25 protein-coding genes are annotated in these 23,268 nt (G+C 63.4%); 8 read left to right on the top strand and 17 right to left on the bottom strand.

The annotated features are described in order from the left end of the window. Positions 1–11: 11 nt before the first annotated feature. The 6 genes from ACREP4_RS10575 to rsmD form a co-directional block, all read right to left on the bottom strand. Positions 12–902, bottom strand: coding sequence for an MBL fold metallo-hydrolase (locus tag ACREP4_RS10575; RefSeq protein ID WP_431596134.1), 891 nt, complete (start codon positions 900–902; stop codon positions 12–14). A 312-nt stretch (positions 903–1,214) separates the two neighbouring features. Continuing rightward, positions 1,215–2,957, bottom strand: coding sequence for a gamma-glutamyltransferase (ggt, locus tag ACREP4_RS10570; protein WP_431596133.1), 1,743 nt, complete (start codon positions 2,955–2,957; stop codon positions 1,215–1,217). Next, the gene (locus tag ACREP4_RS10565) at positions 2,954–3,238 is read right to left on the bottom strand and encodes a YfhL family 4Fe-4S dicluster ferredoxin (protein ID WP_431596132.1); all 285 of its coding nucleotides are present in this window, start codon (positions 3,236–3,238) and stop codon (positions 2,954–2,956) included. Before ACREP4_RS10565 ends, ggt begins: the two co-directional genes overlap by 4 nt. A 314-nt stretch (positions 3,239–3,552) precedes the next feature. Continuing rightward, positions 3,553–4,044, bottom strand: a complete 492-nt coding sequence (locus tag ACREP4_RS10560) for a hypothetical protein (RefSeq protein ID WP_431596131.1) — start codon at positions 4,042–4,044, stop codon at positions 3,553–3,555. Between the two features lie 43 nt (positions 4,045–4,087). Continuing rightward, a complete protein-coding gene (coaD, locus tag ACREP4_RS10555; protein ID WP_431596130.1) occupies positions 4,088–4,594 on the bottom strand; it encodes a pantetheine-phosphate adenylyltransferase in 507 nt (168 codons plus the stop codon). Beyond that, entirely contained in the window at positions 4,591–5,211 is a 621-nt protein-coding gene (gene rsmD, locus ACREP4_RS10550; RefSeq protein ID WP_431596129.1) for a 16S rRNA (guanine(966)-N(2))-methyltransferase RsmD, read from the bottom strand. Before rsmD ends, coaD begins: the two co-directional genes overlap by 4 nt. Before the next feature lie 204 nt (positions 5,212–5,415). On the opposite strand from rsmD, the gene htpG reads away from it, so the two are divergent. The 4 genes from htpG to ACREP4_RS10530 all read left to right on the top strand — a co-directional run bounded on the left by htpG (position 5,416) and on the right by ACREP4_RS10530 (position 10,497). After that, complete coding sequence (gene htpG, locus ACREP4_RS10545) at positions 5,416–7,320, top strand: molecular chaperone HtpG (RefSeq protein ID WP_431596128.1); 1,905 nt, start codon at positions 5,416–5,418, stop codon at positions 7,318–7,320. Between the two features lie 227 nt (positions 7,321–7,547). Then, on the top strand, positions 7,548–8,945 hold the full coding sequence (gene ftsY / locus ACREP4_RS10540) for a signal recognition particle-docking protein FtsY (RefSeq protein WP_431596127.1): 1,398 nt from the start codon (positions 7,548–7,550) through the stop codon (positions 8,943–8,945). 204 nt (positions 8,946–9,149) lie between these two features. Beyond that, positions 9,150–10,196: an A/G-specific adenine glycosylase gene (mutY, locus tag ACREP4_RS10535; protein WP_431596126.1), complete on the top strand. Its 1,047-nt coding sequence runs from the start codon at positions 9,150–9,152 to the stop codon at positions 10,194–10,196. A 25-nt stretch (positions 10,197–10,221) separates the two neighbouring features. Then, a complete protein-coding gene (locus tag ACREP4_RS10530; protein ID WP_431596125.1) occupies positions 10,222–10,497 on the top strand; it encodes an oxidative damage protection protein in 276 nt (91 codons plus the stop codon). A 94-nt stretch (positions 10,498–10,591) separates the two neighbouring features. Here ACREP4_RS10530 and ACREP4_RS10525 read toward each other — a convergent pair whose 3' ends face one another. The 10 genes from ACREP4_RS10525 to ACREP4_RS10480 form a co-directional block, all read right to left on the bottom strand. Next, entirely contained in the window at positions 10,592–11,053 is a 462-nt protein-coding gene (locus tag ACREP4_RS10525) for a DUF6491 family protein (RefSeq protein WP_431596124.1), read from the bottom strand. A gap of 111 nt (positions 11,054–11,164) precedes the next feature. Beyond that, a complete protein-coding gene (gene lolD, locus ACREP4_RS10520) occupies positions 11,165–11,875 on the bottom strand; it encodes a lipoprotein-releasing ABC transporter ATP-binding protein LolD (protein ID WP_431596123.1) in 711 nt (236 codons plus the stop codon). After that, entirely contained in the window at positions 11,868–13,109 is a 1,242-nt protein-coding gene (locus tag ACREP4_RS10515; protein WP_431596122.1) for a lipoprotein-releasing ABC transporter permease subunit, read from the bottom strand. The genes lolD and ACREP4_RS10515 overlap by 8 nt, the downstream gene beginning before the upstream one ends. Before the next feature lie 23 nt (positions 13,110–13,132). Further along, positions 13,133–13,513 (bottom strand): hypothetical protein, encoded by a 381-nt coding sequence (locus ACREP4_RS10510; RefSeq protein ID WP_431596121.1) that lies wholly within the window; start codon positions 13,511–13,513, stop codon positions 13,133–13,135. Positions 13,514–13,532: 19 nt separating this feature from the next. Beyond that, the gene (locus tag ACREP4_RS10505) at positions 13,533–13,787 is read right to left on the bottom strand and encodes a succinate dehydrogenase assembly factor 2 (protein WP_431596120.1); all 255 of its coding nucleotides are present in this window, start codon (positions 13,785–13,787) and stop codon (positions 13,533–13,535) included. Positions 13,788–14,004: 217 nt separating this feature from the next. After that, positions 14,005–14,790 carry a succinate dehydrogenase iron-sulfur subunit gene (locus ACREP4_RS10500; protein WP_057631833.1) on the bottom strand — a complete coding sequence of 262 codons (786 nt, stop codon included), beginning with the start codon at positions 14,788–14,790 and terminating at the stop codon, positions 14,005–14,007. A gap of 18 nt (positions 14,791–14,808) precedes the next feature. Next, positions 14,809–16,599 carry a succinate dehydrogenase flavoprotein subunit gene (gene sdhA, locus ACREP4_RS10495; RefSeq protein ID WP_431596119.1) on the bottom strand — a complete coding sequence of 597 codons (1,791 nt, stop codon included), beginning with the start codon at positions 16,597–16,599 and terminating at the stop codon, positions 14,809–14,811. A 3-nt stretch (positions 16,600–16,602) separates the two neighbouring features. Beyond that, a complete protein-coding gene (gene sdhD, locus ACREP4_RS10490) occupies positions 16,603–16,986 on the bottom strand; it encodes a succinate dehydrogenase, hydrophobic membrane anchor protein (RefSeq protein ID WP_431596118.1) in 384 nt (127 codons plus the stop codon). Beyond that, the gene (gene sdhC / locus ACREP4_RS10485) at positions 16,983–17,375 is read right to left on the bottom strand and encodes a succinate dehydrogenase, cytochrome b556 subunit (protein WP_431596117.1); all 393 of its coding nucleotides are present in this window, start codon (positions 17,373–17,375) and stop codon (positions 16,983–16,985) included. The genes sdhD and sdhC overlap by 4 nt, the downstream gene beginning before the upstream one ends. Positions 17,376–17,430: 55 nt before the next feature. Further along, positions 17,431–17,604, bottom strand: coding sequence for a DUF1674 domain-containing protein (locus ACREP4_RS10480; protein ID WP_431596116.1), 174 nt, complete (start codon positions 17,602–17,604; stop codon positions 17,431–17,433). Between the two features lie 39 nt (positions 17,605–17,643). On the opposite strand from ACREP4_RS10480, the gene ACREP4_RS10475 reads away from it, so the two are divergent. Next, on the top strand, positions 17,644–18,504 hold the full coding sequence (locus ACREP4_RS10475; RefSeq protein ID WP_431596115.1) for a YgfZ/GcvT domain-containing protein: 861 nt from the start codon (positions 17,644–17,646) through the stop codon (positions 18,502–18,504). Between the two features lie 90 nt (positions 18,505–18,594). Here ACREP4_RS10475 and ACREP4_RS10470 read toward each other — a convergent pair whose 3' ends face one another. Continuing rightward, the gene (locus ACREP4_RS10470; RefSeq protein WP_431596114.1) at positions 18,595–19,683 is read right to left on the bottom strand and encodes an ABC transporter ATP-binding protein; all 1,089 of its coding nucleotides are present in this window, start codon (positions 19,681–19,683) and stop codon (positions 18,595–18,597) included. Between the two features lie 326 nt (positions 19,684–20,009). On the opposite strand from ACREP4_RS10470, the gene zwf reads away from it, so the two are divergent. The 3 genes from zwf to ACREP4_RS10455 are packed head-to-tail and all read left to right on the top strand — an operon-like array spanning position 20,010 to position 23,169. Continuing rightward, the gene (gene zwf / locus ACREP4_RS10465) at positions 20,010–21,449 is read left to right on the top strand and encodes a glucose-6-phosphate dehydrogenase (protein WP_431596113.1); all 1,440 of its coding nucleotides are present in this window, start codon (positions 20,010–20,012) and stop codon (positions 21,447–21,449) included. Further along, positions 21,446–22,453 carry a glucokinase gene (gene glk, locus ACREP4_RS10460; protein ID WP_431596112.1) on the top strand — a complete coding sequence of 336 codons (1,008 nt, stop codon included), beginning with the start codon at positions 21,446–21,448 and terminating at the stop codon, positions 22,451–22,453. The genes zwf and glk overlap by 4 nt, the downstream gene beginning before the upstream one ends. Continuing rightward, entirely contained in the window at positions 22,450–23,169 is a 720-nt protein-coding gene (locus ACREP4_RS10455; protein ID WP_431596111.1) for a 6-phosphogluconolactonase, read from the top strand. Before glk ends, ACREP4_RS10455 begins: the two co-directional genes overlap by 4 nt. Positions 23,170–23,268: the final 99 nt, after the last annotated feature.

The raw sequence follows: 23,268 nt of genomic DNA, 5'->3' as shown, positions 1-23,268 counted from the left end.
CAGTCGTCATCTCAGGCCGCCAACGTGCGCGCCTTCAACTCGCCCACTTCATGGGCAGTGCCGAATCGACCCTTCTCATCACGCACGACCTGCGCCATTGCGCATTCGGGGTCGTGAGTAAAGAACAGATGCACGTTGCGCGCGAGTTTGTCCTCAAGGAAGGCGCGCTTCTCGTCGATCAACAACTCGGCATTTCGGTCGTAGCCCATTGTGATCGGCACATGCACCCACGAGCGCCCGGGGATCAGGTCGGCACAGAACACCACACCTCCACGCGGCTGGCCGTTGACACGCTCAGGTCCAACGATTTCGGCCAGCATCAGGCCCGGCGTATGGCCATCGCTGTAGCTGAAACGCACCGATTCGCCCAGTGTTTTTGAGTACTCGCCCGACACCACTTCCAGGCGTCCGCTGGCTTCCAGCAAACCCGGCAATTCGGGGATGAAGCTGGCACGGTCGCGCGAATGTGGATGCCGCGCACGCTCCCAATGTTCGGCGCCCACCACGAAGGTGGCGTTGGGAAACAACAGCTCCGGTTCGCGCCCTTCCGACCACGGCGCCAGCAAGCCACCAGCATGATCGAAGTGCAGATGGCTGAGCACCACCACGTCGATATCTTCGTGTTCAAAACCGGCTTCGCGCAGCGAATCCATCAGGATATGGCGCGGCTCCTGCACACCAAAACGCTCACGCATTTTGGGCTCGAAGAACGCGCCGATGCCGGTTTCAAACAGCACCGTCTTGCCGCCCAGTGGGCTGGCAAGCAACGCCCGGCACGCCAGTTCAATGCGATTGAGATCATCCGACGGCGACCATTTTTCCCACAACGCTTTAGGAGCATTGCCGAACATTGCGCCGCCATCGAGCTTTTGCGAATTACCGCGAATCGACCAAAGTTTCATATGAAAAATTCTACCCGGCGAGCGTTAAATATTCGCAATTCTGGACCGCCGACTTATTGACGCCAGCGTCTACAAATGGAATGGAATGTTTGATGGACTTTCAACAATCACACGGCCGTCGCCATTTGGCGTTCGGCTGTACCTGTCCATCATTCGCTCCCGCATCTGAACGGCGCATCAAATTTTCAGTCACCCGCCGCGCTCGGCAGAGATCTTCCCGGGAATGCCTCAACCGAGCATGACTCCGTACTGCAAACGAAAAACAACATAAACAAAAACCCCGCTCGAAAGCGGGGTCTTCATCAATCACTTTCAGTTGGCCTTTTCCGGCGTTACCACCCGCGCACTGCCCACGGGGTTGCGCGGATCAGTGCCGCCATAAAGCGTGTTTTTGACGCGATCCCATTCCACCGTCTGCAGGTTGCCCCACACATGGCTGGAACCACGACCGCCAGCAGCGACGTCACCCGGCAGGTCGATCTTGTGGCCCATCGCCTGCAGCTGCTTGATCGTATCCGCATCGAACGCGCCGTCTTCGGCTTCGATCAAATCCGGCAACCACTGGTGGTGGTAACGCGGCAACGCGGCAACCTGCTGCGCAGTCAGACCATCGTCGTAACCCAGGATACCCAGCAGCACCATGGTGATGATGCGGCTGCCGCCCGGCGTGCCAATCACCACGACCTTGTCATCGCTCTCCATGAACGTCGGGGTCATCGAGCTGAGCATGCGCTTGCCCTTCTTCGGGGCATTTGCGGCGTAACCCATCACACCAAACGCATTGGGCGTGCCCGGCTTCAGTGCGAAGTCGTCCATCTCGTTGTTCAGCAGCACACCGGTGCCGGCCGGGATCAGCCCCGAGCCGTACAGCAGGTTCACCGTCTGGGTGCCGCCGACGCGGTTGCCTTCGCTGTCGATGATCGAGAAATGCGTGGTCTCGTCATCTTCCAGCGGCGTCGGGTTGCCCGACAACATGTCGCTGGGCGTGGCCTTCTCCGGGTGAATGGTCGCACGCAGGCCCTGCGCGTAATCGCGGCTGGTCAGCACCTTCTGCGGGATGTCGACAAAATCCGGATCACCCAGGAAGAAGGTGCGGTCGCGATAGGCGCGGCGCATGGCTTCCACCACCAGATGGGTGCGGTGCGCCTGATCCATCGTGCTCAGGTCCCAGCCTTCCAGGATCTGCAGCATCGCGGCCAACGCAATGCCACCGGAGGACGGCGGCGAGGCGGTGGTGATCTTCCAGTCGCGGTAGTTGAAGACGATGGGCTCACGGGTCTTGACCGTATAGCCGGCCAGTTCCTCGGCGGTCCAACGGCCACCGGCCTGCTTCACGCCGGCCAGCAACTTGCGACCCGTTTCACCGCGGTAGAAGCCGTCAAAGCCCTTCTCGGCCAACAGCTGCAGCGTATGCGCCAACTCCGGCTGCTTGAACAGATCGCCTTCGGCAATCGGGCGGCCGTTGCGCAGGTAGACCTCACGCGTTCCGGGGTAACGCTCCATCACCTCGCGGCGTGAGGCGTAACCACGCGCCATGCGCGCGTAAACCGGGAAGCCGTCGGTCGCGACGCGGATGGCCGGCGCCAACGATTCGGTCAGCGGCAGACGGCCGTGTTCACGCGCCAGCTGCACCAGCGCCGCCGGCAAACCGGGGATGCCGGCCGACCACGGGCCGTTGACCGAACGGTCGCGGTCCAGCTCGCCCTTCTTGTCCAGGAACTGCTCCGGCGTGGCCGACTCCGGCGCGGTTTCGCGCGCGTCCAGCATTACGTCCTTGCCGGTCTTGGCGTCGTGCAGCAGGAAGAAACCACCGCCGCCCAAGCCCGAGCTGATCGGCTCGACCACGGCCAGCGTCGAGGACACGGCAATGGCCGCATCGAACGCATTACCGCCCTTGGCGAGAATCTCCATGCCGGCATCGGTGGCCAGCGAGTGACCGCTGGCAATCACCGCACCATCGGGGTGCGATGCGCGCGCCTGCGGCGCATCGGCCGCCCACGCAACTGGCGTCATCACCAGCGCAAACAACATCAAGGAACGGGCAACAATCTTCATGCCGGCGGATTCTCCGATTCGTAAAGTTCGGGGTGATCGCGCTGCAGCCCGTACAACTTGGCCAGCAGCTGATCCTGGGTTTCGGGGATGTCCGGGTCCGGGTCGATGCACTCCACAGGGCACACCACCACGCATTGCGGCTCATCAAAATGGCCGACGCACTCGGTACAACGGGCCGGATCGATCACGTAGATCGTCTCGCCCATGGAAATGGCCTGATTCGGGCAGGCGGGCTCACAGACGTCACAGTTGACGCAGAGCTCATTGATTTTGAGGGACATTCCTGCGTTCTTCCCGTCAGAGCGGGGCTTGCAACCGGCACATGCCGGTTCGATGCTCAGGGGCCGATTGTAAGCCGCGAGGCCGGCAATCGCTTGCCTGGAGAGTGGCTGCAATCACACAACTGCAGGCATTGAGTGTTCCATCCGCTTCGCGCCCAAAGCTCAAAGCAAAGATGGGGCCGCGGTGCGGCCCCATCCGGCCCCCGCTTTCGCGGGGATCATTCAAACGACACAAGCCAAAGCATCCGATCCCCGCCTGCGCGGGGATGACGCAATGGCAAAGGCATGGCCGCATGCGGCCACGCGCCATTGCGTCACTTGGCTTCGACGAAGATGTAGTCGGCGCCGGTCGGCTGGACGATGGTCTGCACGCGGGCGTTGTCAGCGGCATCGCCGATGAACACCACGCGCACACCCTTCATCGAGTCAGCCTGCACACCCTTGAAGCCGGTTTCGATCATGTCGGCCATCTTGGCCGAGGCCGACGAACCGAACGCCAGCATGTTGCCCGGCTGGATGCCACGGCTGATGGCGGTGGTGGCGCTTTCAACCTGACGCTCGTACTTGGCAGCGAACTCCGGGTCCGACTCCGGCGGGAGGTAGTACAGGAACGGGCTGGCGGTGATGTTGCCCATGTTCTGCACAGCCACAGCCTGCAGATACTTCTTCCAGCCCGCATCGTCGTCCTTGGCCGGGGCAACCAGCGCCTGCTGGGCTTCAACCACCGGAGCGGCGTCGTTCTTGTTGCAGGCCGTGAAGCCCAGCACCATCGAAGCGGCAAGCATCACGCGCATCGTGTTCTTCATGTTTCTTCTCCCATTTGAGGTTCTGTACAACTGTTCGGATGGTTTACTTGCCCGCGCGGGCTTCGCGGGCCTGACGCAACGCTTCCAGCACGGTGGCCGGCACGAAACCGGAAACATCGCCCCCCAGCCGGGCGATTTCACGCACCAGCGAGGACGAAATGAAGCTGTGCTGCTCGGAGGGGGTCAAGAACAGGGTTTCGACCTCCGGAATCAGATGGCGGTTCATGCTCGCCATCTGGAATTCATATTCAAAATCAGACACCGCACGCAGGCCGCGCAGCAGCACGCCGCCGTGGCAGGCACGCACGAAATGGGCCAGTAGGGTGTCAAAACCCACCACTTCCACGTTCGCGAGGTGCTTCAGTGCTTCCGCGGCCAGCGACACGCGCTGTTCCAGCGGCAATGTCGGGCCTTTGGCCGGGCTCTGCGCCACGCCCACCACCACTTTCTCGAACAACGGCGCGGCCCGGTTCACCAGGTCGATATGACCGTTGGTGATCGGGTCGAATGTCCCCGGGTAAACGGCAATGCGGCGATTGGCTGTAGTCATGCGGGTTCAGGCGCGTTCATGTCGCCGCGAAGTGTAGCAGCGGCTTGTCTATACAGGGCATAGCTGACATCGCGGGTACTGCCATCGCGATGCAGGCTCCAGCCGGCCGGCAATCGCGGTGCCGCGCCGGTTGGCGCTTCCAGGTAAAGCCAGGCGCCCGGGGCCAGATGCCGGGGCAGCCGCTCGATCACCTGCTCCCACAGCCCGGCGGCGAAAGGCGGATCCAGAAACACCAGGTCCGCCTGAGCCGGCACAGCGTTGTCCAGCCATTGCACCGCGTCGCCCTGGACCACCTGCACCTGCTCGGCCGCGCCCAGCTTGCCGACCACGCCGCGCAATGCGGCGACCAGCGATGGGTCGCGTTCGACCAGCTGCGCCGACGCCGCGCCACGCGACACCGCCTCCAGCCCCAGCGCGCCGCTGCCGGCGAACAGATCGAGCACGCGCGCGCCCGCCAGTTTGGGTATCAACCAGTTGAACAGTGTCTCGCGGACGCGGTCGCTGGTAGGCCGCAGCCCCTGCAGCTGCGGGACTTCCAGCCGCGTATTGCGCCAGCGCCCGCCAATGATGCGCACCTGGCCGGTGCCGGTCGGCGCATTGCCATGCCCGCGACTCATGCCGCCACCTCCGGCAAAACCATCAACAACAGCTGGCAAATCAACGACATCTGCGGAACACCCGGTAGCAACCGAAACAGGCCGCAGATGATAGACCAGCGCCCCATCGCGCAGCGCACACCTTGAAATCGGCCGGTTCACCCTTACCCCTGTCACAGCCGCCGCGCTGGGCGCGGCACGTCAGCCACGGAGCACGACCGACCGATGAACGCACAAAGCCATAAGGAAACCCGCGGGTTCCAGACCGAGGTGAAGCAGCTGCTGCACCTGATGATCCACTCGCTGTACTCGAACAAGGAAATCTTCCTGCGCGAGCTGGTGTCCAACGCCGCCGACGCCAGCGACAAGCTGCGCTTCGAGGCGCTGACCCAGCCGGAACTGCTGGAAGGCAATGGCGAGCTGCGTATCCGCATCGAGGCCGACCCGGTCGCCCGCACCCTGACCATCGACGACAACGGCATCGGCCTGAGCCGCGATGAAGCCATCGCCCACCTTGGCACCATCGCCAAGTCCGGCACCGCCGAGTTCCTGAAGAACCTGTCCGGCGACCAGAAGAAAGACTCCAACCTGATCGGCCAGTTCGGCGTGGGCTTCTATTCGGCCTTCATCGTGGCCGACCAGGTTGACGTGTACAGCCGTCGCGCCGGCCTGCCGGCCAGCGAAGGCGTGCATTGGTCGTCCAAGGGCGAAGGCGAGTTCGAGGTGGAAACCATCGACAAGCCCGAGCGCGGCACCCGCATCGTGCTGCACCTGAAGGAAGGCGAAGAAAGCTATACCGACGGTTGGCAGCTGCGCAGCCTGATCAAGAAGTACTCCGATCACATCGGCCTGCCGATCGAGCTGAAGAAAGAACATCACGGTGACGAAGCCGACGCACCGGCTGAGCCGGAGTGGGAAACCGTCAACCGCGCCAACGCGTTGTGGACCCGTGCCAAGTCCGAGATCAAGGACGAGGAATACCAGGAGTTCTACAAGCACATCGCGCACGACCCGACCGACCCGCTGGCCTGGACCCACAACAAGGTCGAAGGCAAGCTCGAGTACACCTCGCTGCTGTACACGCCGGGCCGCGCACCGTTCGACCTGTACCACCGCGACGCACCCAAGGGCCTGAAGCTCTATGTGCAGCGTGTTTTCATCATGGACCAGGCCGAGCAGTTCCTGCCGCTGTACCTGCGCTTCGTCAAGGGCGTGGTCGATTCCAACGACCTGCCGTTGAACGTGTCGCGCGAAATCCTGCAGTCCGGCCCGGTCATTGACTCGATGAAGTCGGCGCTGACCAAGCGTTCGCTGGACATGCTGGAAAAATTGGCCAAAGACCAGCCGGAAGCCTACGCAGGCTTCTGGAAGAACTTCGGCCAGGTGCTGAAGGAAGGCCCGGCCGAGGACTTCAACAACCGCGAGAAGATCGCCGGCCTGCTGCGTTTCACCTCCACCCACGACGGCAGCGGCGAGCAGAACGTGGCGCTGGCCGATTACGTCGGCCGCATGATCGAAGGCCAGGACAAGATCTATTACCTGACTGGCGAGAGCTTCCAGCAGGTGAAGGACAGCCCGCATCTTGAGGTGTTCCGCAAGAAGGGCATCGAAGTGCTGCTGATGACCGACCGCATCGACGAGTGGCTGATGAGCTATCTCAACGAGTTCGACGGCAAGTCGTTCGTCGACATCGCGCGCGGCGACCTCGACCTGGGCAAGCTGGAAACCGAGGAAGACAAGAAGGCGCAGGAAGAAGTCGCCAAGACCAAGGAAGCCCTGGTCACGCGCCTGAAGACCGCGCTGGGTGAAGACGTCGCCGAAGTGCGCGTGTCGCACCGCCTGACCGACTCCCCGGCCATCCTCGCCATCGGCGAACAGGACCTGGGCCTGCAGATGCGCCAGATTCTCGAAGCCAGCGGCCAGAAGGTGCCCGACAGCAAGCCGGTGTTCGAGTTCAACCCCGCGCACCCGCTGATCGAAAAGCTGGACGCCGAAGCCGAGGAAAGCCGCTTCAACGACCTGGCCCACGTGTTGTTCGACCAGGCCGCACTGGCCGCTGGCGACAGCCTCAAGGACCCGGCCGGTTACGTGCGCAGGCTGAACAAGCTGCTGCTGGAGTTGTCGGCCTGACCCAACGGGCTGGGATTGCATCCCAGCCCGTCTCATTGATGCCGGGAGCCGCCAGTAGGAGCGGCTTCGGCCGCGAAGCCGACAAAACCAGGTAAGCCGGGCAAGCTCAGCGCATCTGGGACACCCCACAATCTCGCGACCAAGCTCGCTCCTACCGCATTACTCCACCCGCGGCTGCCGTACCGCCGGTGTTAGCATATGCAGCTGATTTCAGGCCATTTCCTTCCATGTTCAGCTTTTTTCGCCGCAAGAAGACCGACGACGCCCAACCGCCTGCAAAGCCGTCCACGCTGAGCGCGGAAGATCTGGCAGCCGCATTCCCGAAAGCGCCGTCCGAAGCCGCAGCGCCGGTCGATCTCAGCGAAGCGTTCGATCCACCGGTTGTTGAAGCACCGGTCGCCGAGACTGTCATCGAAGCTGCGCCTGTCGCCGCTCCCACCGTCGTGCAGGAAGCACTGCCGCCAGCGCCGGTCGTCGCAGAAATCGTGATTGAAACGCCGGCAACCGTGGTTGAAGTTCAACCCGTTGTTGAAGTGATTGAAACGGCACCTGTTCCCCAGCCAGAAGCCCAGCCCGCAATCATCGCGCCGGCAGCTGCCGTCCCCGTAATTGCCGAAGTCATTCCCGCGCAGACGGTTGAAACAGCAGAAGCTGACGACGCACTCATTCCCGCAAACGCCGCCCCGGCAGCCGCCTCCGGCAAGCTCGGCTGGCGCGAGCGTCTGCGCAACAGCACTTTCGCCCGCAGCTTTGGCGGCCTGTTCTCGCGCAACCCCAAGCTCGACGACGACCTGCTCGACGAGATCGAAACCGCACTCATCACCGCTGACGTCGGCGTCCCCGCCACCACCGCGCTGATCGAAGACCTGCGCAAGCGCATGAAGTCGCGCGAATTCGCCGATGCCAATGCGTTGCTCGCCGCACTGCGCAGCGATCTCATCGCACTGCTGCAGCCGGTTTCCAAGCCACTGGTCATCGACCGCAATGCCAAGCCGTTCGTGATCCTGACCGTCGGCGTCAACGGCGTCGGCAAGACCACCACCATCGGCAAGCTGGCCAAGCGCTTCAAAGATGAAGGCCACAGCCTGATGCTGGCCGCCGGCGACACCTTCCGTGCCGCTGCAGTGGCACAGCTGCAGATCTGGGGCGAGCGCAACGGCGTGGCCGTGGTCGCGCAGGGACAGAACGCCGACGCCGCCTCGGTCGCATTCGACGCACTGCAGGCCGGCAAGGCACGCGGCACCAGCGTCCTGATCGCCGACACCGCCGGCCGCCTGCACACGCAGACTGGCCTGATGAACGAACTGAGCAAGATCCGCCGCGTGCTCGGCAAGATCGACGACACCGCTCCGCACGAAGTGTTGATGGTCATCGACGGCACCACCGGCCAGAACGCGCTCTCGCAGCTGCGCCATTTCCACACCGCTGCCGGCGTGACCGGCCTGGTCGTGACCAAGCTGGACGGCACCGCCAAGGGCGGCGTGGTGTTCGCGCTGGCTCGCGAATTCGGCATTCCGATCCGCTTCGCCGGCATCGGCGAGCGCCCGGAAGATCTGCGCGTATTCGACCCGGAAGCCTTCGTAGACGCGCTGCTGCCGCAGGCCTTGGGCAGCCAGGCCGCTTAAGCACTCAAAGCCCCTCTCCCGCGTGCGGGAGAGGGGTTGGGGTGAGGGGCGCCTCGGACGTCCATCAACCGTAGCGATGGAGAACGCGTCGCCATGTGCCTTGATGGCGAACCGCGGCAAGCTCCCCCTCATCCGCCCCTGCGGGGCACCTTCTCCCGCAAGCGGGAGAAGAGAAACACCACAGCCGCCAGCCTTCGCGAGCCCATGCCCAACTTCCCCAGCCAACTCCTCACCTGGTTCGAGCAGCACGGCCGCCACGATCTTCCCTGGCAGCATCCGCGTTCGCCGTATCGGGTGTGGCTGTCGGAGATCATGCTGCAGCAGACGCAAGTCGCTACGGCAACTCCGTATTTTCTGCGCTTCATGCAGGTGTTCCCGACGCTTGTCGATCTGGCCAAGGCCGACAACGATACGGTGATGGCCAACTGGGCCGGGCTTGGCTACTACGCCCGCGCCCGCAACCTGCACGCCGCTGCCAAGCAATGCGTTGAGCTGCATGGCGGCGAACTACCCTGCGATTTCGATGCACTGCTCGCCCTGCCCGGCATTGGCCGCAGCACTGCTGGCGCCATCCTCAGCCAGGCATGGAACCAGCCGTTCCCGATCCTCGACGGCAACGTCAAACGGGTGATGACCCGTTACCACGGCATCGTCGGCTTCCCCGGTCTGCCTGCCATCGAAAAACAGCTGTGGGCGCTGGCTACCGAGCAAGTTGCCCACGTACCGAAAGGCCGCATGGCCGACTACACGCAGGCGCAGATGGACTTCGGCGCCACACTCTGCACCCGCGCAAAGCCAGCCTGCATCCTGTGCCCACTGCAGTCCAACTGCGTCGCGCATGCACAAGGGCTGGTGGATTCACTGCCGACGCCCAAGCCCAGCAAGATCCTGCCCGAGCGCGAAGCCACCGCCTTGCTGCTGGAGGACGCGCAAGGCCGCATCCTGCTGCTCAAGCGCCCACCGACCGGCATCTGGGCCTCGCTGTGGACACTGCCGCAGGCCGATACCGACGCTGAGATGCGCCTTTGGTTCGATGGCAACATCAAAGGCAACTACGACAACGCCAACGAACTGCCGCTGATCGTCCACACTTTCAGCCATTACCGCCTGCATCTGCAGCCACTGCATGCACGCAAAGTCGCCCTGCGCGCAAAGGTTGGCGACAATGACGGCCTGCGCTGGGTCGCACGCACAGAACTGGCCGACATCGGCCTGCCCGCCCCGATCCGCAAATTGCTAGAGCGCCATTGAGCGCATTGACCCATAGGATTACGTCATGCCCCGTTCCGTCTTCTGCCAGTACGAACAACGCGAAACCGAAGGTCTGGATTTCGTGCCCTACCCCGGCGAGCTGGGTCAGCGCATCTTCGCCAACATCGGCAAGCCGGCCTGGGCCACATGGTTGGCGCACCAGACCATGCTGATCAACGAAAACCGGCTTTCGCCACGCGACCCGAAGCACCGCGCCTTCCTTGAAGAAGAGCTGGTCAAGTTCCTGTTCTCAGGTGGCGCGGAAAAGCCGGCAGGCTACGTCGCACCAGAATCCAACTAAGCGCACGGTAGTGCCGAGCCATGCTCGGCAGGGGCTTCACCGGCAATGCCACAGCGGAGCATGGCTCCGCTCTACAGCAACGCGCTTGCGCGCGCTATTTCGCGTCGTCAGCCTGCTCTTCCGCACGTGCAGCGAGCTTGGCTTCACGCAATTGCCGCTCTGTCGCACGCAGTGCCTTCACGTCCAGTGGCTGGATCGTGTCGATGCGGCAAGGGACGTGCATCATCGGGCCATTGCCGTGCACGATCACGCGGTCAAACTTGGCTGACACCTGCCCCATCATGTTGGTCACCGTGATGGCCGGTGCGAAGGACAGATCCAGGCACGGCCCACTCAGGCTCAACAGCCACGCCTCGCTGGGCTTGGTCCACACCGCCAGCGCGCTGTCGCCCAACTCGGTCCAGCCATTGAGCGAACCGAAGTACCTGAAACTTTTAACCGGCTCACCGGCATGGCTGCGATACAGCGCCAACCGCTCGCCACTGGTCAATTTGCCTGCAGTGGCGCAGCCAACCAGTGCCGCAACAGCCATCAATGCAAGAAGCACCTTCTTCATGACACCACTCCCTCATGGTCTGGATAACCCCGACACTGCCGGGGAACCTGTCGATCATCCGCCGCATCAGGTGAATTCCAAGGCAATGTGCCACCCCTCCAAACGTAGCGCTTAAACCTCGTTACGGGCCAGGTGGTGCAACTTGCCTTCACGCAGTTCCAACACGCGATCCAGCTTGCGCGCCAGGCTGCGGTCATGTGTCACCAACACCAAGCTGGTGCGCTGGGCACGGTTCAATTCCAGCATCAGCTCGAACACGATCGCTGCGGTCTTGTCGTCCAGGTTGCCGGTGGGCTCATCGCCCAACACGCAGGCCGGCTGGTTGACCAGGGCGCGCGCAACCGCGGCACGCTGACGCTCGCCGCCGGACAGCTCACCCGGCTTGTGTTCAAGCCGATGCCCCAAGCCCACCGATTCCAGCAAGGTCTTGGCACTGCGACTTGCGGCCACTGCACTGGCGCCACCCAACATCACCGGCATCATCACGTTCTCCAACGCGGTGAACTCCGGCAGCAGATGGTGGAACTGGTAAACGAAGCCGAGTGAACGATTGCGCAGGTGGCCGCGTTCGGTATCGGACAGCGCCGACATGCGATTGCCGGCCACATACACTTCGCCAGCAGTGGGCGTATCCAGCCCGCCCAGCAGGTGCAGCAAGGTGCTCTTGCCCGCGCCGGACGCGCCGACGATGGCCACGGTCTCGCCGGCTTCCACGCGCAGATCCAAACCGTCGAACACCGGCGTATGCATCTTGCCTTCGGCGTAGGTCTTGCCCAGGCCTTCGGCGCTGATCACCACTTCCATCGGGGAATTCTCATTCATAACGCAGGGCCTCGGCCGGCTGGGTGCGGGCCGCGCGCCACGCCGGGTACAACGTGGCAGCAAAGCTCATCAACAACGCGACAACGGTGATGACGACGATATCGCTGGTCTGCATGTCGGTCGGCAAGCCGGTGATGTAATACACATCCTCCGGCAGCAGTTTGATGTTGAAGACCGATTCGATCAGCCCAAGGATGTGCTCCAGATTGAGCGTCAGCGTGATGCCACCAATGACGCCGGCAATCGTGCCGAACACACCGATCAACGTGCCCTGCACCATGAACACCTGCATCACACCACCGGGCGTCAGCCCCAACGTGCGCAGGATCGCGATGTCGGCCTGCTTGTCGGTGACCAGCATCACCTGCGAGGACACCAGGTTGAACGCGCCCATGGCGATGATCAGCGACAGCAGGATGCCCATCACCGTCTTTTCCATCTTCAACGAGTGATAGAGATTGGCGTTCTCCTGGGTCCAGTCGCTCACCCGGTAATAACCGTTGAGGTTGAGCGCAAGATCGCGTGCAACCGTGTACGCCTCATCCATGTCATGCATCTTCAAGCGCACGCCGGTCACGCCGTCCACGCGCAGCACACGCTCAAGGTCGCTCATGTTGACGAAGGCAACACCGCGGTCCACTTCGTTGGAGCCGGCCTCGAAGATGCCACTCACCTTGAAGCGCTTGGTACGCGCCATCGCGCCGACCGGCGTGCCCTGGATTTCGGCGAGCGTGGCGACCACGTTGTCGCCCACCTCCACGCCCAGCCAGATAGCGAGTTCCTTGCCCAGCAGAATGTTGAATTCACCCGGCTTCAAACTGTCGAGCGAGCCTTTCGTCATCTTCTCGCCCAGCACCGAGACCTTCGGCTCCTGCGCGGGATCGACGCCCTGCACGATGGCGCCCTGCACACGCGGGCCGGCCAACATGCCTTGAATCTCGATATACGGCGCAGCGCCAGCGACACGCGGATCCTTCATCGCGACATCCACTGCATGCTGCCAGTTCGTCATCGGCTCGCCGTCAGCACTGACCGTGGCATGCGCCGACATCTGCAGCAGGCGATCACGAATCTCCTTCTGGAAGCCACTCATGACCGCCAATGTCGTGATCAGCACCGTCACCCCGAGCGCAATGCCAAGGATGGAGGCCATGGAAATAAAGGAGATGAAACCGTTACGGCGCTTTGCACGCAGGTAACGCAGACCGATTGCTACAGGTAAGGGTTTGAACATGCGTATGTGCCCGTGAACTGCCGCTATGGTGCCACTGTCTCCGCGTTGCGGGAAACGGCATGGGCGCGAACGGCCAGACGCAGTTCACGTCTACGCGCACGCGGCAGGCTGTCCGGCCAAAACAGCAGGACCCCGCGCGCCTTGGCGGTGCGCCAGCGCAGGATCAGCAGCGGTCCGCGTTCAAGCAGCTCCAGGGCTTCCAACGGCAGGTCATCCAGCCGGGCCGGACTCGGCGGCTGGGGAATCAACAGGCGTTGCAGCGGCCGGCGCCACTCTTTGCGCACCAGCACTCCTGCCCATACAACGGACGTGACGGCCAGCGGCCAGGCTTGGTGCGGCCCAAGATCACAATTGAGGGCGGCAATGGCGCCCAGCAGTCCCAGCAAACTGATCGCAGCGATCAACCAGCGCGAGGGTTTCCACTCACACCGGAAGGGAGCGGATGTATTCCAGGAGTTGTGCCTGCGGCGCATCCGGACAAGCCTCGTAGCCCATCGACCAGCGCCACAACTTATCGTCCTCGGTCTCCAGCAACTGCAGGAAAACCGCGCGTTCGGCCTCCGGGGCTTCCGCCCAGCGGCGGTCCAGATAACGCCCGAACAGCTGGTCAAGCTCACGCATGCCACGCCGGCAACGCCAGCGCAGCTTCTTCAACAGGATGTCGTCTTCGGTCTGCATGGCTTCAAGCTTAAGCCCCTCTCCCGTTCACGGGAGAGGGGTTGGGGTGAGGGCCGCCTTTGGAGGAACTCCAGACCGGCACTCTAAGTGCAGTAAGGGCAACTTCAGAAGCGCCCCTCATCGGCCCCTGCGGGCCACCTTCCCCCGCGTGCGGGAGAAGGGAGATCAACTGCAAATCAACAGCAGATGCCGGGGCTTGCGCCGGGGCGACTGTGCTTTACGCGCGGCGCGCCATCATCAGCTTCTTGATCTCGGCAATAGCCAGTGCCGGGTTCAAGCCCTTCGGGCAGGTGCGCGCGCAGTTCATGATGGTGTGGCAGCGGTACAGCTTGAACGGATCTTCCAGATCGTCCAGACGTGCGCCGGTGTCTTCATCGCGCGAGTCGATGATCCAACGGTACGCCTGCAGCAGGATCGCCGGGCCCAGGTAACGCTCACCATTCCACCAGTAGCTCGGGCAGCTGGTCGAGCAGCACGCGCACAGGATGCACTCGTACAGGCCATCGAGCTTCTTGCGGTCTTCTGGCGACTGCAGGCGCTCGCGGTCCGGCGGTGCCGGCGTCTGGGTGCGGATCCACGGCTTGATCGACGCGTACTGCGCATAGAAGTGGGTCAGGTCTGGAACCAGATCCTTGACCACGTCCATGTGCGGCAACGGGTAGATCGGCACCTCGGCCTTGCCGCAATCGGCAATGGCGCGGGTGCAGGCCAGCGTATTGGTGCCGTCGATGTTCATCGCGCACGAACCGCAGATACCTTCGCGGCAGGAGCGGCGGAAGGTCAGGGTCGGATCAATTTCGTTCTTGATCTTGATCAGCGCGTCCAGAACCATCGGGCCGCACGCATCGAGATCGATCTCGTAGGTGTCGGTACGCGGGTTCTGGTCGTCGTCGGGGCTCCAGCGGTAGATCTTGAAGGTACGCGTATTCTTCGCGCCGCCCTTGACGGGGAAGTGCTTGCCCTTGGTGATCCGGGAGTTCTTCGGAAGTGCAAATTCAGCCATGTTCGTAGGTTCCCCGGATCAATAGACGCGCGGCTTCGGCGGCACGACGGACACGTCATCGCTGAGCGTGTACATGTGCACCGGACGGTAGTCGAAGCTGCACTTGCCCTTGTCGCCGACGGTGACCAGCGTGTGCTTCTGCCAGTTGACGTCGTCGCGGTCCGGGAAGTCCTCGTGTGCGTGCGCACCACGGCTTTCCTTGCGCTGTTCGGCCGAATTGATGGTCGCAACGGCGTTGAGCAGCAGGTTGTTCAGCTCGTAGGTTTCGATCAGGTCCGAGTTCCAGACCAGCGAGCGGTCGGAAACCTTGACGTTCTGGAACGAATCGAACACTTCGGCCATCTTCTGGCAGCCTTCTTCCAGCGTCTTGCTGGTGCGGAACACGGCAGCATCGTTCTGCATGGTGCGCTGCATGTTGTCGCGGATGACCGAGGTCGGCGTGTCGCCATTGGCGTGACGCAGCTTGTCGAGCAGGCCCAGGGCCTTGTCGCAGGCGTCGGACGGCAGGGTCTTGTGCGTGGCACCCGGCTTGATCGTCTCGGCGCAGCGGTTGGCCACGGCACGACCGAACACCACCAGATCGAGCAGCGAGTTGGAACCCAGACGGTTGGCACCGTGCACCGACACGCAGGCTGCTTCGCCGATGGCGTACAGGCCCGGCACGACTGCATCGGGGTTATCGCCGACCTTGCGCACGACTTCGCCGTGGTAGTTGGTCGGGATGCCGCCCATGTTGTAGTGCACGGTCGGGATGACAGGAATCGGCTGCTTGTGCACGTCGACGCCAGCAAAGATGCGTGCGCTTTCAGCGATACCTGGCAGCTTGTCGTCGATGACGCCCGGGCCCAGATGGGTCAGGTCGAGCAGGATGTGATCCTTGTGCTCGCCGACGCCGCGGCCTTCGCGGATTTCGATGGTCATCGAACGCGACACCACGTCACGCGATGCCAGATCCTTGTAATGCGGTGCGTAGCGCTCCATGAAGCGCTCGCCACTGCTGTTGCGCAGAATACCGCCCTCGCCTCGCACACCTTCGGTGATCAGGCAGCCGGCGCCATAGATGCCGGTCGGGTGGAACTGCACGAATTCCATGTCCTGCAGCGGCAGGCCGGCACGGGCCACCAGGCCACCGCCGTCACCGGTACAGGTGTGCGCCGAGGTGGCGCTGAAGTAGGCACGACCGTAACCGCCGGTTGCCAGCACCACGCCCTGCGAACGGAACAGGTGCAGGGTGCCTTCGGCCATATCCAGGGCGAGTACGCCGCGGCAGACGCCTTCGTCGTCGAAGATCAGGTCGAGTGCGAAGTACTCGATCATGAACTGCGCGTTGTGCGCCAGCGACTGCTGGTACAGCGTGTGCAGGATGGCGTGGCCGGTACGGTCAGCCGCTGCGCAGGTACGCTGCGCGGACGGGCCTTCACCGTACTTGGTGGTCATGCCACCAAACGGACGCTGATAGATCTTGCCTTCTTCGGTACGCGAGAACGGAACGCCGTAGTGCTCCAGCTCGATGATCGCCGGGATGGCCTCACGGCACATGTACTCGATGGCGTCCTGGTCGCCCAGCCAATCCGAACCCTTGATGGTGTCGTAGAAGTGGTAGCGCCAGTCGTCCTCACCCATGTTGGCGAGCGCGGCGGAAATACCGCCCTGCGCTGCAACGGTGTGCGAACGGGTCGGGAAGACCTTGGTGATGCAGACAGTCTGCAGGCCCTTCTGGGCCAGGCCGAAGGTTGCACGCAGGCCAGCGCCACCGGCGCCGACGACCACCATGTCGACCTTGTGTTCAGTGATGTTGTAAGCGGACATGTATCAGTTCCCAAACACGATGCGGGCGACCGCAAAGATGCTGATGATCGCGCCGAGCACGGCGATGAACTTCACCGTGGTCTGCAGCGCAAGAGCCATCAGCGAATTGTGGATGTAGTCCTCAAGGACCACCTGCAGGCCAAGCTGGGCGTGCCAGAACATGGCAACCAGGAAGCCGACCAGCAGGATCGCGTTCCACGGCTTGGAAATGGTGTCCACGGCGGTGACGTAATCCGCGCCGATCAGGCTCAGCACCAGGCACAGGAACCAGATGGTCAGTGCGACCAGCGCGGTGGCGGTCAGGCGCTGATGGATGAAGTGCTCGGTGCCGGACTTGGAGCTGCCCAGGCCGCGCGCATTCTTGAGCGGGGTACGGTACTTGCTCATGCGGCAGCTCCCAAACAGACATACGCCCAGATCAGCGCAGTGATGACCAGTGATGCGATCACCGACAACCAGCCGCTGCGGACGAAGGTGGCCTTGTCATAGCCGATGGCGAAGTCCTGCACGATGTGGCGGATGCCATTGCACAGGTGGTAGGCGAAGCACCACGTCCAACCGAACATGATCACCTTCCCGTACCAGGCACTGGCGTGGGTGGTGAAGCAGTTCCAGGACTCAGGGCCCATCATCAAGGCGAGCAAACCGCCTGCGATGATCAGGGCGCCGACAGCCAGAATGATGCCTGTGGCTCGATGCAGGATCGAGGTGGCCATCTGGATCTGCCAGCGGTACACCTGCAGGTGCGGAGAAAGGGGGCGGGGTCTGTTCGCCATTCGCTGACTCGATATCTCGGCTGGGCGGCTCAATGCCGCGTTGGCTCAACGCTGCTCAAAAATCGATGCAGCGCCCGTTTTTTTCCCAATCGCCATATCGCACCGGATCAAGTCCGCCGCGACCACCGAATTCCTCAGGCACCGTTCCGGCCTCGGGAAGCGGTTGCTTCTCGGGTGCCAGCGGGGCTTCAGCTTCGGTCTCGGGAGTGGGGGTTGTTTGTCCTATCATTGTCGGTCTCGCAACGCACAAATTTTAGTCCTCACACTCGTGTCTGACAACCTTGCCCCAGCTTTCAGCGGTTTCCGCACACTGTCCTCACCGCAGCTTGTGAGCCTTTCCGGACCGGATTGCGTCGCATTCGCGCAGGCGCAGTTCTCCAATGACGTCCCCACTCTGGCTGACAACCATTGGCAGTGGAGCACCTGGCTAAGTGCCAAGGGCCGCGTCCTGTCTATCTTCCAGCTGTTACGCGTGGATGCGCAGAACCTGCTGTTGATCTGCCACGACGGCGCCGCCGAGGCCATGGCCGAACAACTCCGACGTTTCGTGTTCCGACGCAAAGTTGTCATCAGCCACGCCACGACCTTGGTCGTACGTGGCGCGCTGGTTGCGCCGATTGCCGCGCACGGCGCGACGATGCACACCCTGGAAGACGGCGTGATCGAGCTGGATGTCGGCAGCCCCGCCTTGCCGCGCACGCTCCACATCGGCCCTGCCCCGGACGAAGCCTGCGACCCGGTCGCCGAGCTGGCCTGGCGCCAGAGCGACCTACGCCTGGGCTTGCCGCGTTTGGTGGAGAGCCAACGCGAAAGCTGGACACCACAACAACTGGGGTTGGACCGACTGGCCGCCTACAGCGTCAAGAAGGGCTGCTACCCGGGGCAGGAAATCGTTGCCCGCACGCATTTCCTGGGCAAGGCCAAGCGCTCACTGGCGTTGCTGCATACCGCCAGCGAAGCGACCGCAGGCACGTCGGTGATGCAGAACGACGGCACTGTCGGCAGCATTGCCAGCAGCGCCGGCGGCCTGGCCCTTGCGGTATTGCCGCTGGAGTTGGCAGACGGCACGCTGCAGGTGAATGGCGAGCCAGCCCAGATCGAGCCGCTGCTGGACGGCTTGGCGCGCTGACCCGCTGACGTATAGCGCGCCGAGCCATGCTCGGCGGAAGGCTTCCCGGCACTGCCACAGCGGAGCATGGCTCCGCTCTACAAACCGAACTCAGGCACTGATTCTCTCGCCACTGGCCGGATCAAAGAAATGCAGCACGGCCGGCGCGACCGCCACGGCGAGCTCCTGCCCCAGCGCCGGCAAGGCCTGCGGCGCGACACGGATCACCAATCCCTGCGCGCCATAGCGCAGATTCACGAATATCTCGTTGCCGACCGGCTCCAGTCCTTCGATCCGGGCGCGGAACGACACATTCCCTGACGCCGGCTGCAGGTGCTCCGGGCGCACGCCGACCACCAGTTCGCGACCCAGCCACTGCGCCGGCACCGCTGCCGCACCCAGCGGCACATCCTGACCGTCATCCAGGCGCAGCAACACGCCACCGCCATCATCGTGACGGGCGACGCCGCGCAACAGGTTCATCGCGGGGCTGCCCAGAAAACCAGCAACGAACAGATTCGCGGGACAGTCGTACAACGCCATCGGCGCGTCGATCTGCTGGATCACCCCTTCGTTGAGCACCACGATGCGCTGGCCCAGCGTCATCGCTTCCACCTGGTCATGGGTGACGTAGATCATCGTGGTGCCGAGCTTGCGATGCAGTTGGGCAATCTCGGTGCGCACCGAGTGCCGCAGCTTGGCGTCCAGGTTCGACAAGGGCTCGTCCAGCAGGAACACCTCCGGCTCGCGCACCAACGCCCGCCCCAGCGCAACGCGCTGGCGCTGGCCGCCGGACATCGCGCGCGGCAGTTTGTCGAGCATGGAAGTCAAGCCCAGCGCTTCGGCCGCACCCTGCACCCGGCGCTGCACTTCGGCCTTCTCGTGGCCGCGCAACTTCAGCCCGAACGCAAGGTTCTCGGCCACGGTCATGTGCGGGTAAAGGGCGTAGTTCTGGAACACCATCGCGATGTCCCGATCCTTCGGCGCCACGTCGTTGACCACGCGGTCACCAATGCTCAGCGTGCCGGCGCTGATCTCCTCCAGCCCGGCCACCATGCGCAACAGTGTGGATTTGCCGCAGCCGGACGGCCCGACCAGCACCATCAGCTCGCCGTCGGCAATCTCGAAACTGGCCCCCTGCACCGCCACCTGGCCGTTGTCGTAGACCTTACGCACCCCATCGAAACGAACCTTAGCCATCTTCACCTCTTCAACTTCATGCGGTGCTTCCATCCAACCACTGCCACTACAACGGCTTGGCCGCTGTCATCGAAACACTGCAATCGTATACATCGGAAACCGAGTGCACGGTAAGCATATTCATATGGCACCATCGGCCTTGCATTCAACGCTGGCCCGAGCGGCCAGGGACAGACGAAAGGTCCCTGCGCTGCGGCCTTGCGAACTGCGGACACCCACCGAGGCGGCACCCGGCCCCGCCACTACCCAAACATACGCCGCCCACTGGGTTTGCACCCGATGACGAGCAATTGACAACGATGTCACCAGCACACGAAACTCGAGCCATGCATGACACCCTCTTCCTGTTCGGTGCCACAGGTGATCTGGCCCAGCGCTATCTGTTTCCGTCCCTGTTGCGCCTGTTGGGCGACGGCCTGCTTCCGGAAGACTTCCGTGTCCGTGCGTTGGCGCTGTCGCCGCATGACACTGACAAGTTCCGCGACCTGCTGCGTCCGCGCCTTGAGCAGGCCATGCCGCAGGCGAGCCAGGACGACATCAACAATCTCCTGGGGCGCATCGACTACCGCTCGGTGGACCTGCGCAACGCCGAATCGGTAGCTGAGGCGGTCAAGGATCTGGTCCACCGCCAGTGCGTGAGCTACCTGGCGATTCCGCCGGGCCTGTACATCTCCACCTGCGAAGGCCTGGCACTGGGCGGTGCGCTGACCGCACCGAACCGGCTGATGCTGGAAAAGCCAATCGGTTCGGACACGGACAGCGCCGAGGAAATCCTGCAATCGATCGGCAAGCTGGTCGACGAAGACCGCGTATTCCGTCTGGATCACTACCTGGGCAAGGCCCCGGTGCAGAACCTGATGGCGCTGCGCTTTGGCAACACGCTGCTTGAGGCGGTGTGGAACCGCAACTTCATCGAGTCGGTGCACATTCTGGTCGCCGAGAGTGATGGCGTGGACGGCCGCGACTCGTATTACTCCCGCTCCGGCGCGCTGCGCGACATGGTGCAGAGCCACATCCTGCAGCTGCTGTGCCTGGTGGCGATGGAGCCGCCGGCATCGCTGGAAGCCGACCGCATCCGCGACGAGAAGGTGAAAGTGCTGCGCGCACTGCGCCCGCTCGACGCCAAGCATGCCGCCAAGGATTCGGTGCGCGGCCGCTACACCGCCGGCACCATCAACGGTCAACCAGCGCAGGCCTACCAGCCGCCGGAAGGCAGCGAGGCCGAAACTTTTGTCGGCGTCACCGCGCACATCGACAACTGGCGCTGGGCTGGCGTGCCGTTCCATCTGGTGACTGGCAAGCGTCTGCCCGAGCGCACCACGCGCATCGAGGTCAACCTCAAGCCAGTGACGCACTGGCTGTTCGAGCGGCCCGACCGCAAGAGCGCCACGCCGAATCGCCTGACCTTCCAGCTGCAGCCGCAGGAAAACATCCAGCTCGGCCTGATGAGTTCGCTGGCCGGCCCGGAATGGGGCGCACTGGAACTGCAGCCGCTGGAGCTGGAGCTGTCGGTACCGACCGGCTTGCATCGCCGCATTGCTTACGAACGTCTGTTCCTGGATGCCTTCAATGGCAACCACGCATTGTTCGTTCGCGATGACGAAGTGCGTGCGGCCTGGGCTTGGATCGACAGCGTCAGCGACGCGTGGAAGGCCAGCGATCTGCCGATGGAACCCTACCCGGCCGGCGGCTGGGGCCCGGGCCAGGCGCATCAGTTCCTGCCCGCAGCCATCGTTGCCGAAAACCGCGCGGACGCCGCGCTGTGAGCCAAACGGCGAACACGGTGCTGGTCGCCGATATCGGCGGCACCAATGCACGGTTTGCGCTGGCGGATCTCTCCGCCAGCGTTCCCCTCAACCAAAGCAGCATCGACGAGTATCCAGTCACCGAGTTCGCCTCGCTGGCCGATGCCGCCGCACATTACCTGCAACAGCAAGGCGCAAGTGCCGGCAGCGGTGTGTTTGCCGTGGCCGGGCGTGTCGATGGTGACGAAGCACGCATCACCAATCATCCGTGGGTGATTTCACGCTCGCGCACCGCAGCGCAGTTGGGCTTCAAGCAACTGCACCTGATCAATGATTTCGTTGCCCAGGCGATGTCCATCGCCCTGCTCGGTCCGGAGGATGTGGTGCAGATTGGCGGTGCCAGTTGGGCGCCTGCGCCGGCCGGCGAATCGCGCAATTACTGCGTGCTCGGCCCGGGCACCGGCTTGGGTGTTGGCGGTCTGGTAGCGCGCGATGGCCGCAATTATCCGTTGGCCACCGAAGGCGGCCATGCCAGCTTCGCACCGGCCTCGCCGGAGCAGATTCGCATTCTTGAAATCCTGTCCGCGCAATTCGGCCGCGTCTCCAACGAGCGCCTGATCTGCGGCCCCGGCCTGGTCAACATCCATCGCGCCTTGAGCGAAATTGCCGGCACCGATCCGGGCCATCTGCAGCCAGCCGATGTCACCGCCCGCGCAGCGGAAGGTGATGCGGTAGCCGCACGCGCGGTGGAAGTATTTCTGGAAATTTTCGGCGCCGTCGCTGGCGACGCCGTGCTGGTGCAAGGCGCCTGGGACGGCGTATTCCTGACCGGCGGATTGGTCCCGCGCCTGCTGCACGAATTGCAGCATTCCGGCTTCCGCCAACGTTTCGAGAGCAAGGGCCGGTTCTCCGCGACCATGTCGCAGATTCCGTCCATGGCCATTCTTCATCCCTGCCCCGGCCTGCTCGGTGCCGCCGCTTATGCGGTGGACATGCAGCGGGCTGCTTCTGGAGTATCCGCATGAACGCCGCCGTATCCGACCGCATCACGCTCATTCGCCACGCCAACGAGGCCGAATGGATCGAAGACGTGGCCAAGGAAATGGGGACGATCCTGACCCAGCAGATCCAGCAGCACGGCCGCGCACGCATGCTGCTCTCCGGTGGCACAACGCCCTCACCGATTTACGAACTGCTCGCCGAGCAGCCGCTGGAATGGGCGCGCATTGAAGTCGGCCTGGCCGACGAGCGCTGGTTGTCGCCGCAGGATCACGACAGCAATGCGTGGCTGGTGCGCAACAGCTTCATGAATCTGGCCGAAGGCGCGCACTTCGATCCGCTGGTGCGCGTGGGCCTGCCCATCGCCGAATGCGTGCACAGCGCCAATTTGCTGGCCGCGCATTCGCAGCCGGCGTGCCTGGTGGTGCTGGGCATGGGCAACGATGGCCATACTGCGTCGCTGTTCCCGGGTTCGCGCGATCTGGATCGTGTTCTGCAGAGCAACCAGCCCTACGCCGCGCTGGATGCAACCGGCTGCCCGGTGGCCAAAGACTGGCATTTGCGCATCACGTTGACGCCGCACGGCTTGGCGCCGATCAACAACCGGCTGCTGTTGCTGCGCGGCAAGCAGAAGCTGGAAGTACTCAACGCCGCCTTGATTTCCGGCGACGTGCATACCTACCCGGTGCTGGCGGCCGTCAACGCACCTGGAAACAAGCTGCGCGTGCATTGGGCCCCTTGAGGCGGGGAATGGGGAATCGGGCGCAAGGGAATGGAAGATTCCCACCGCCTGCCCAACCCGCCGCAAGCACCACTCGCAGCAGCAAAAACCGCCGCCCAC

This window comes from Stenotrophomonas sp. (assembly GCF_050737575.1).
In the GTDB taxonomy this organism is placed as follows: domain Bacteria; phylum Pseudomonadota; class Gammaproteobacteria; order Xanthomonadales; family Xanthomonadaceae; genus Stenotrophomonas.
Note: the sequence above shows the minus strand (reverse complement) of the source record. Positions and strands in the feature narration are given on the sequence as shown.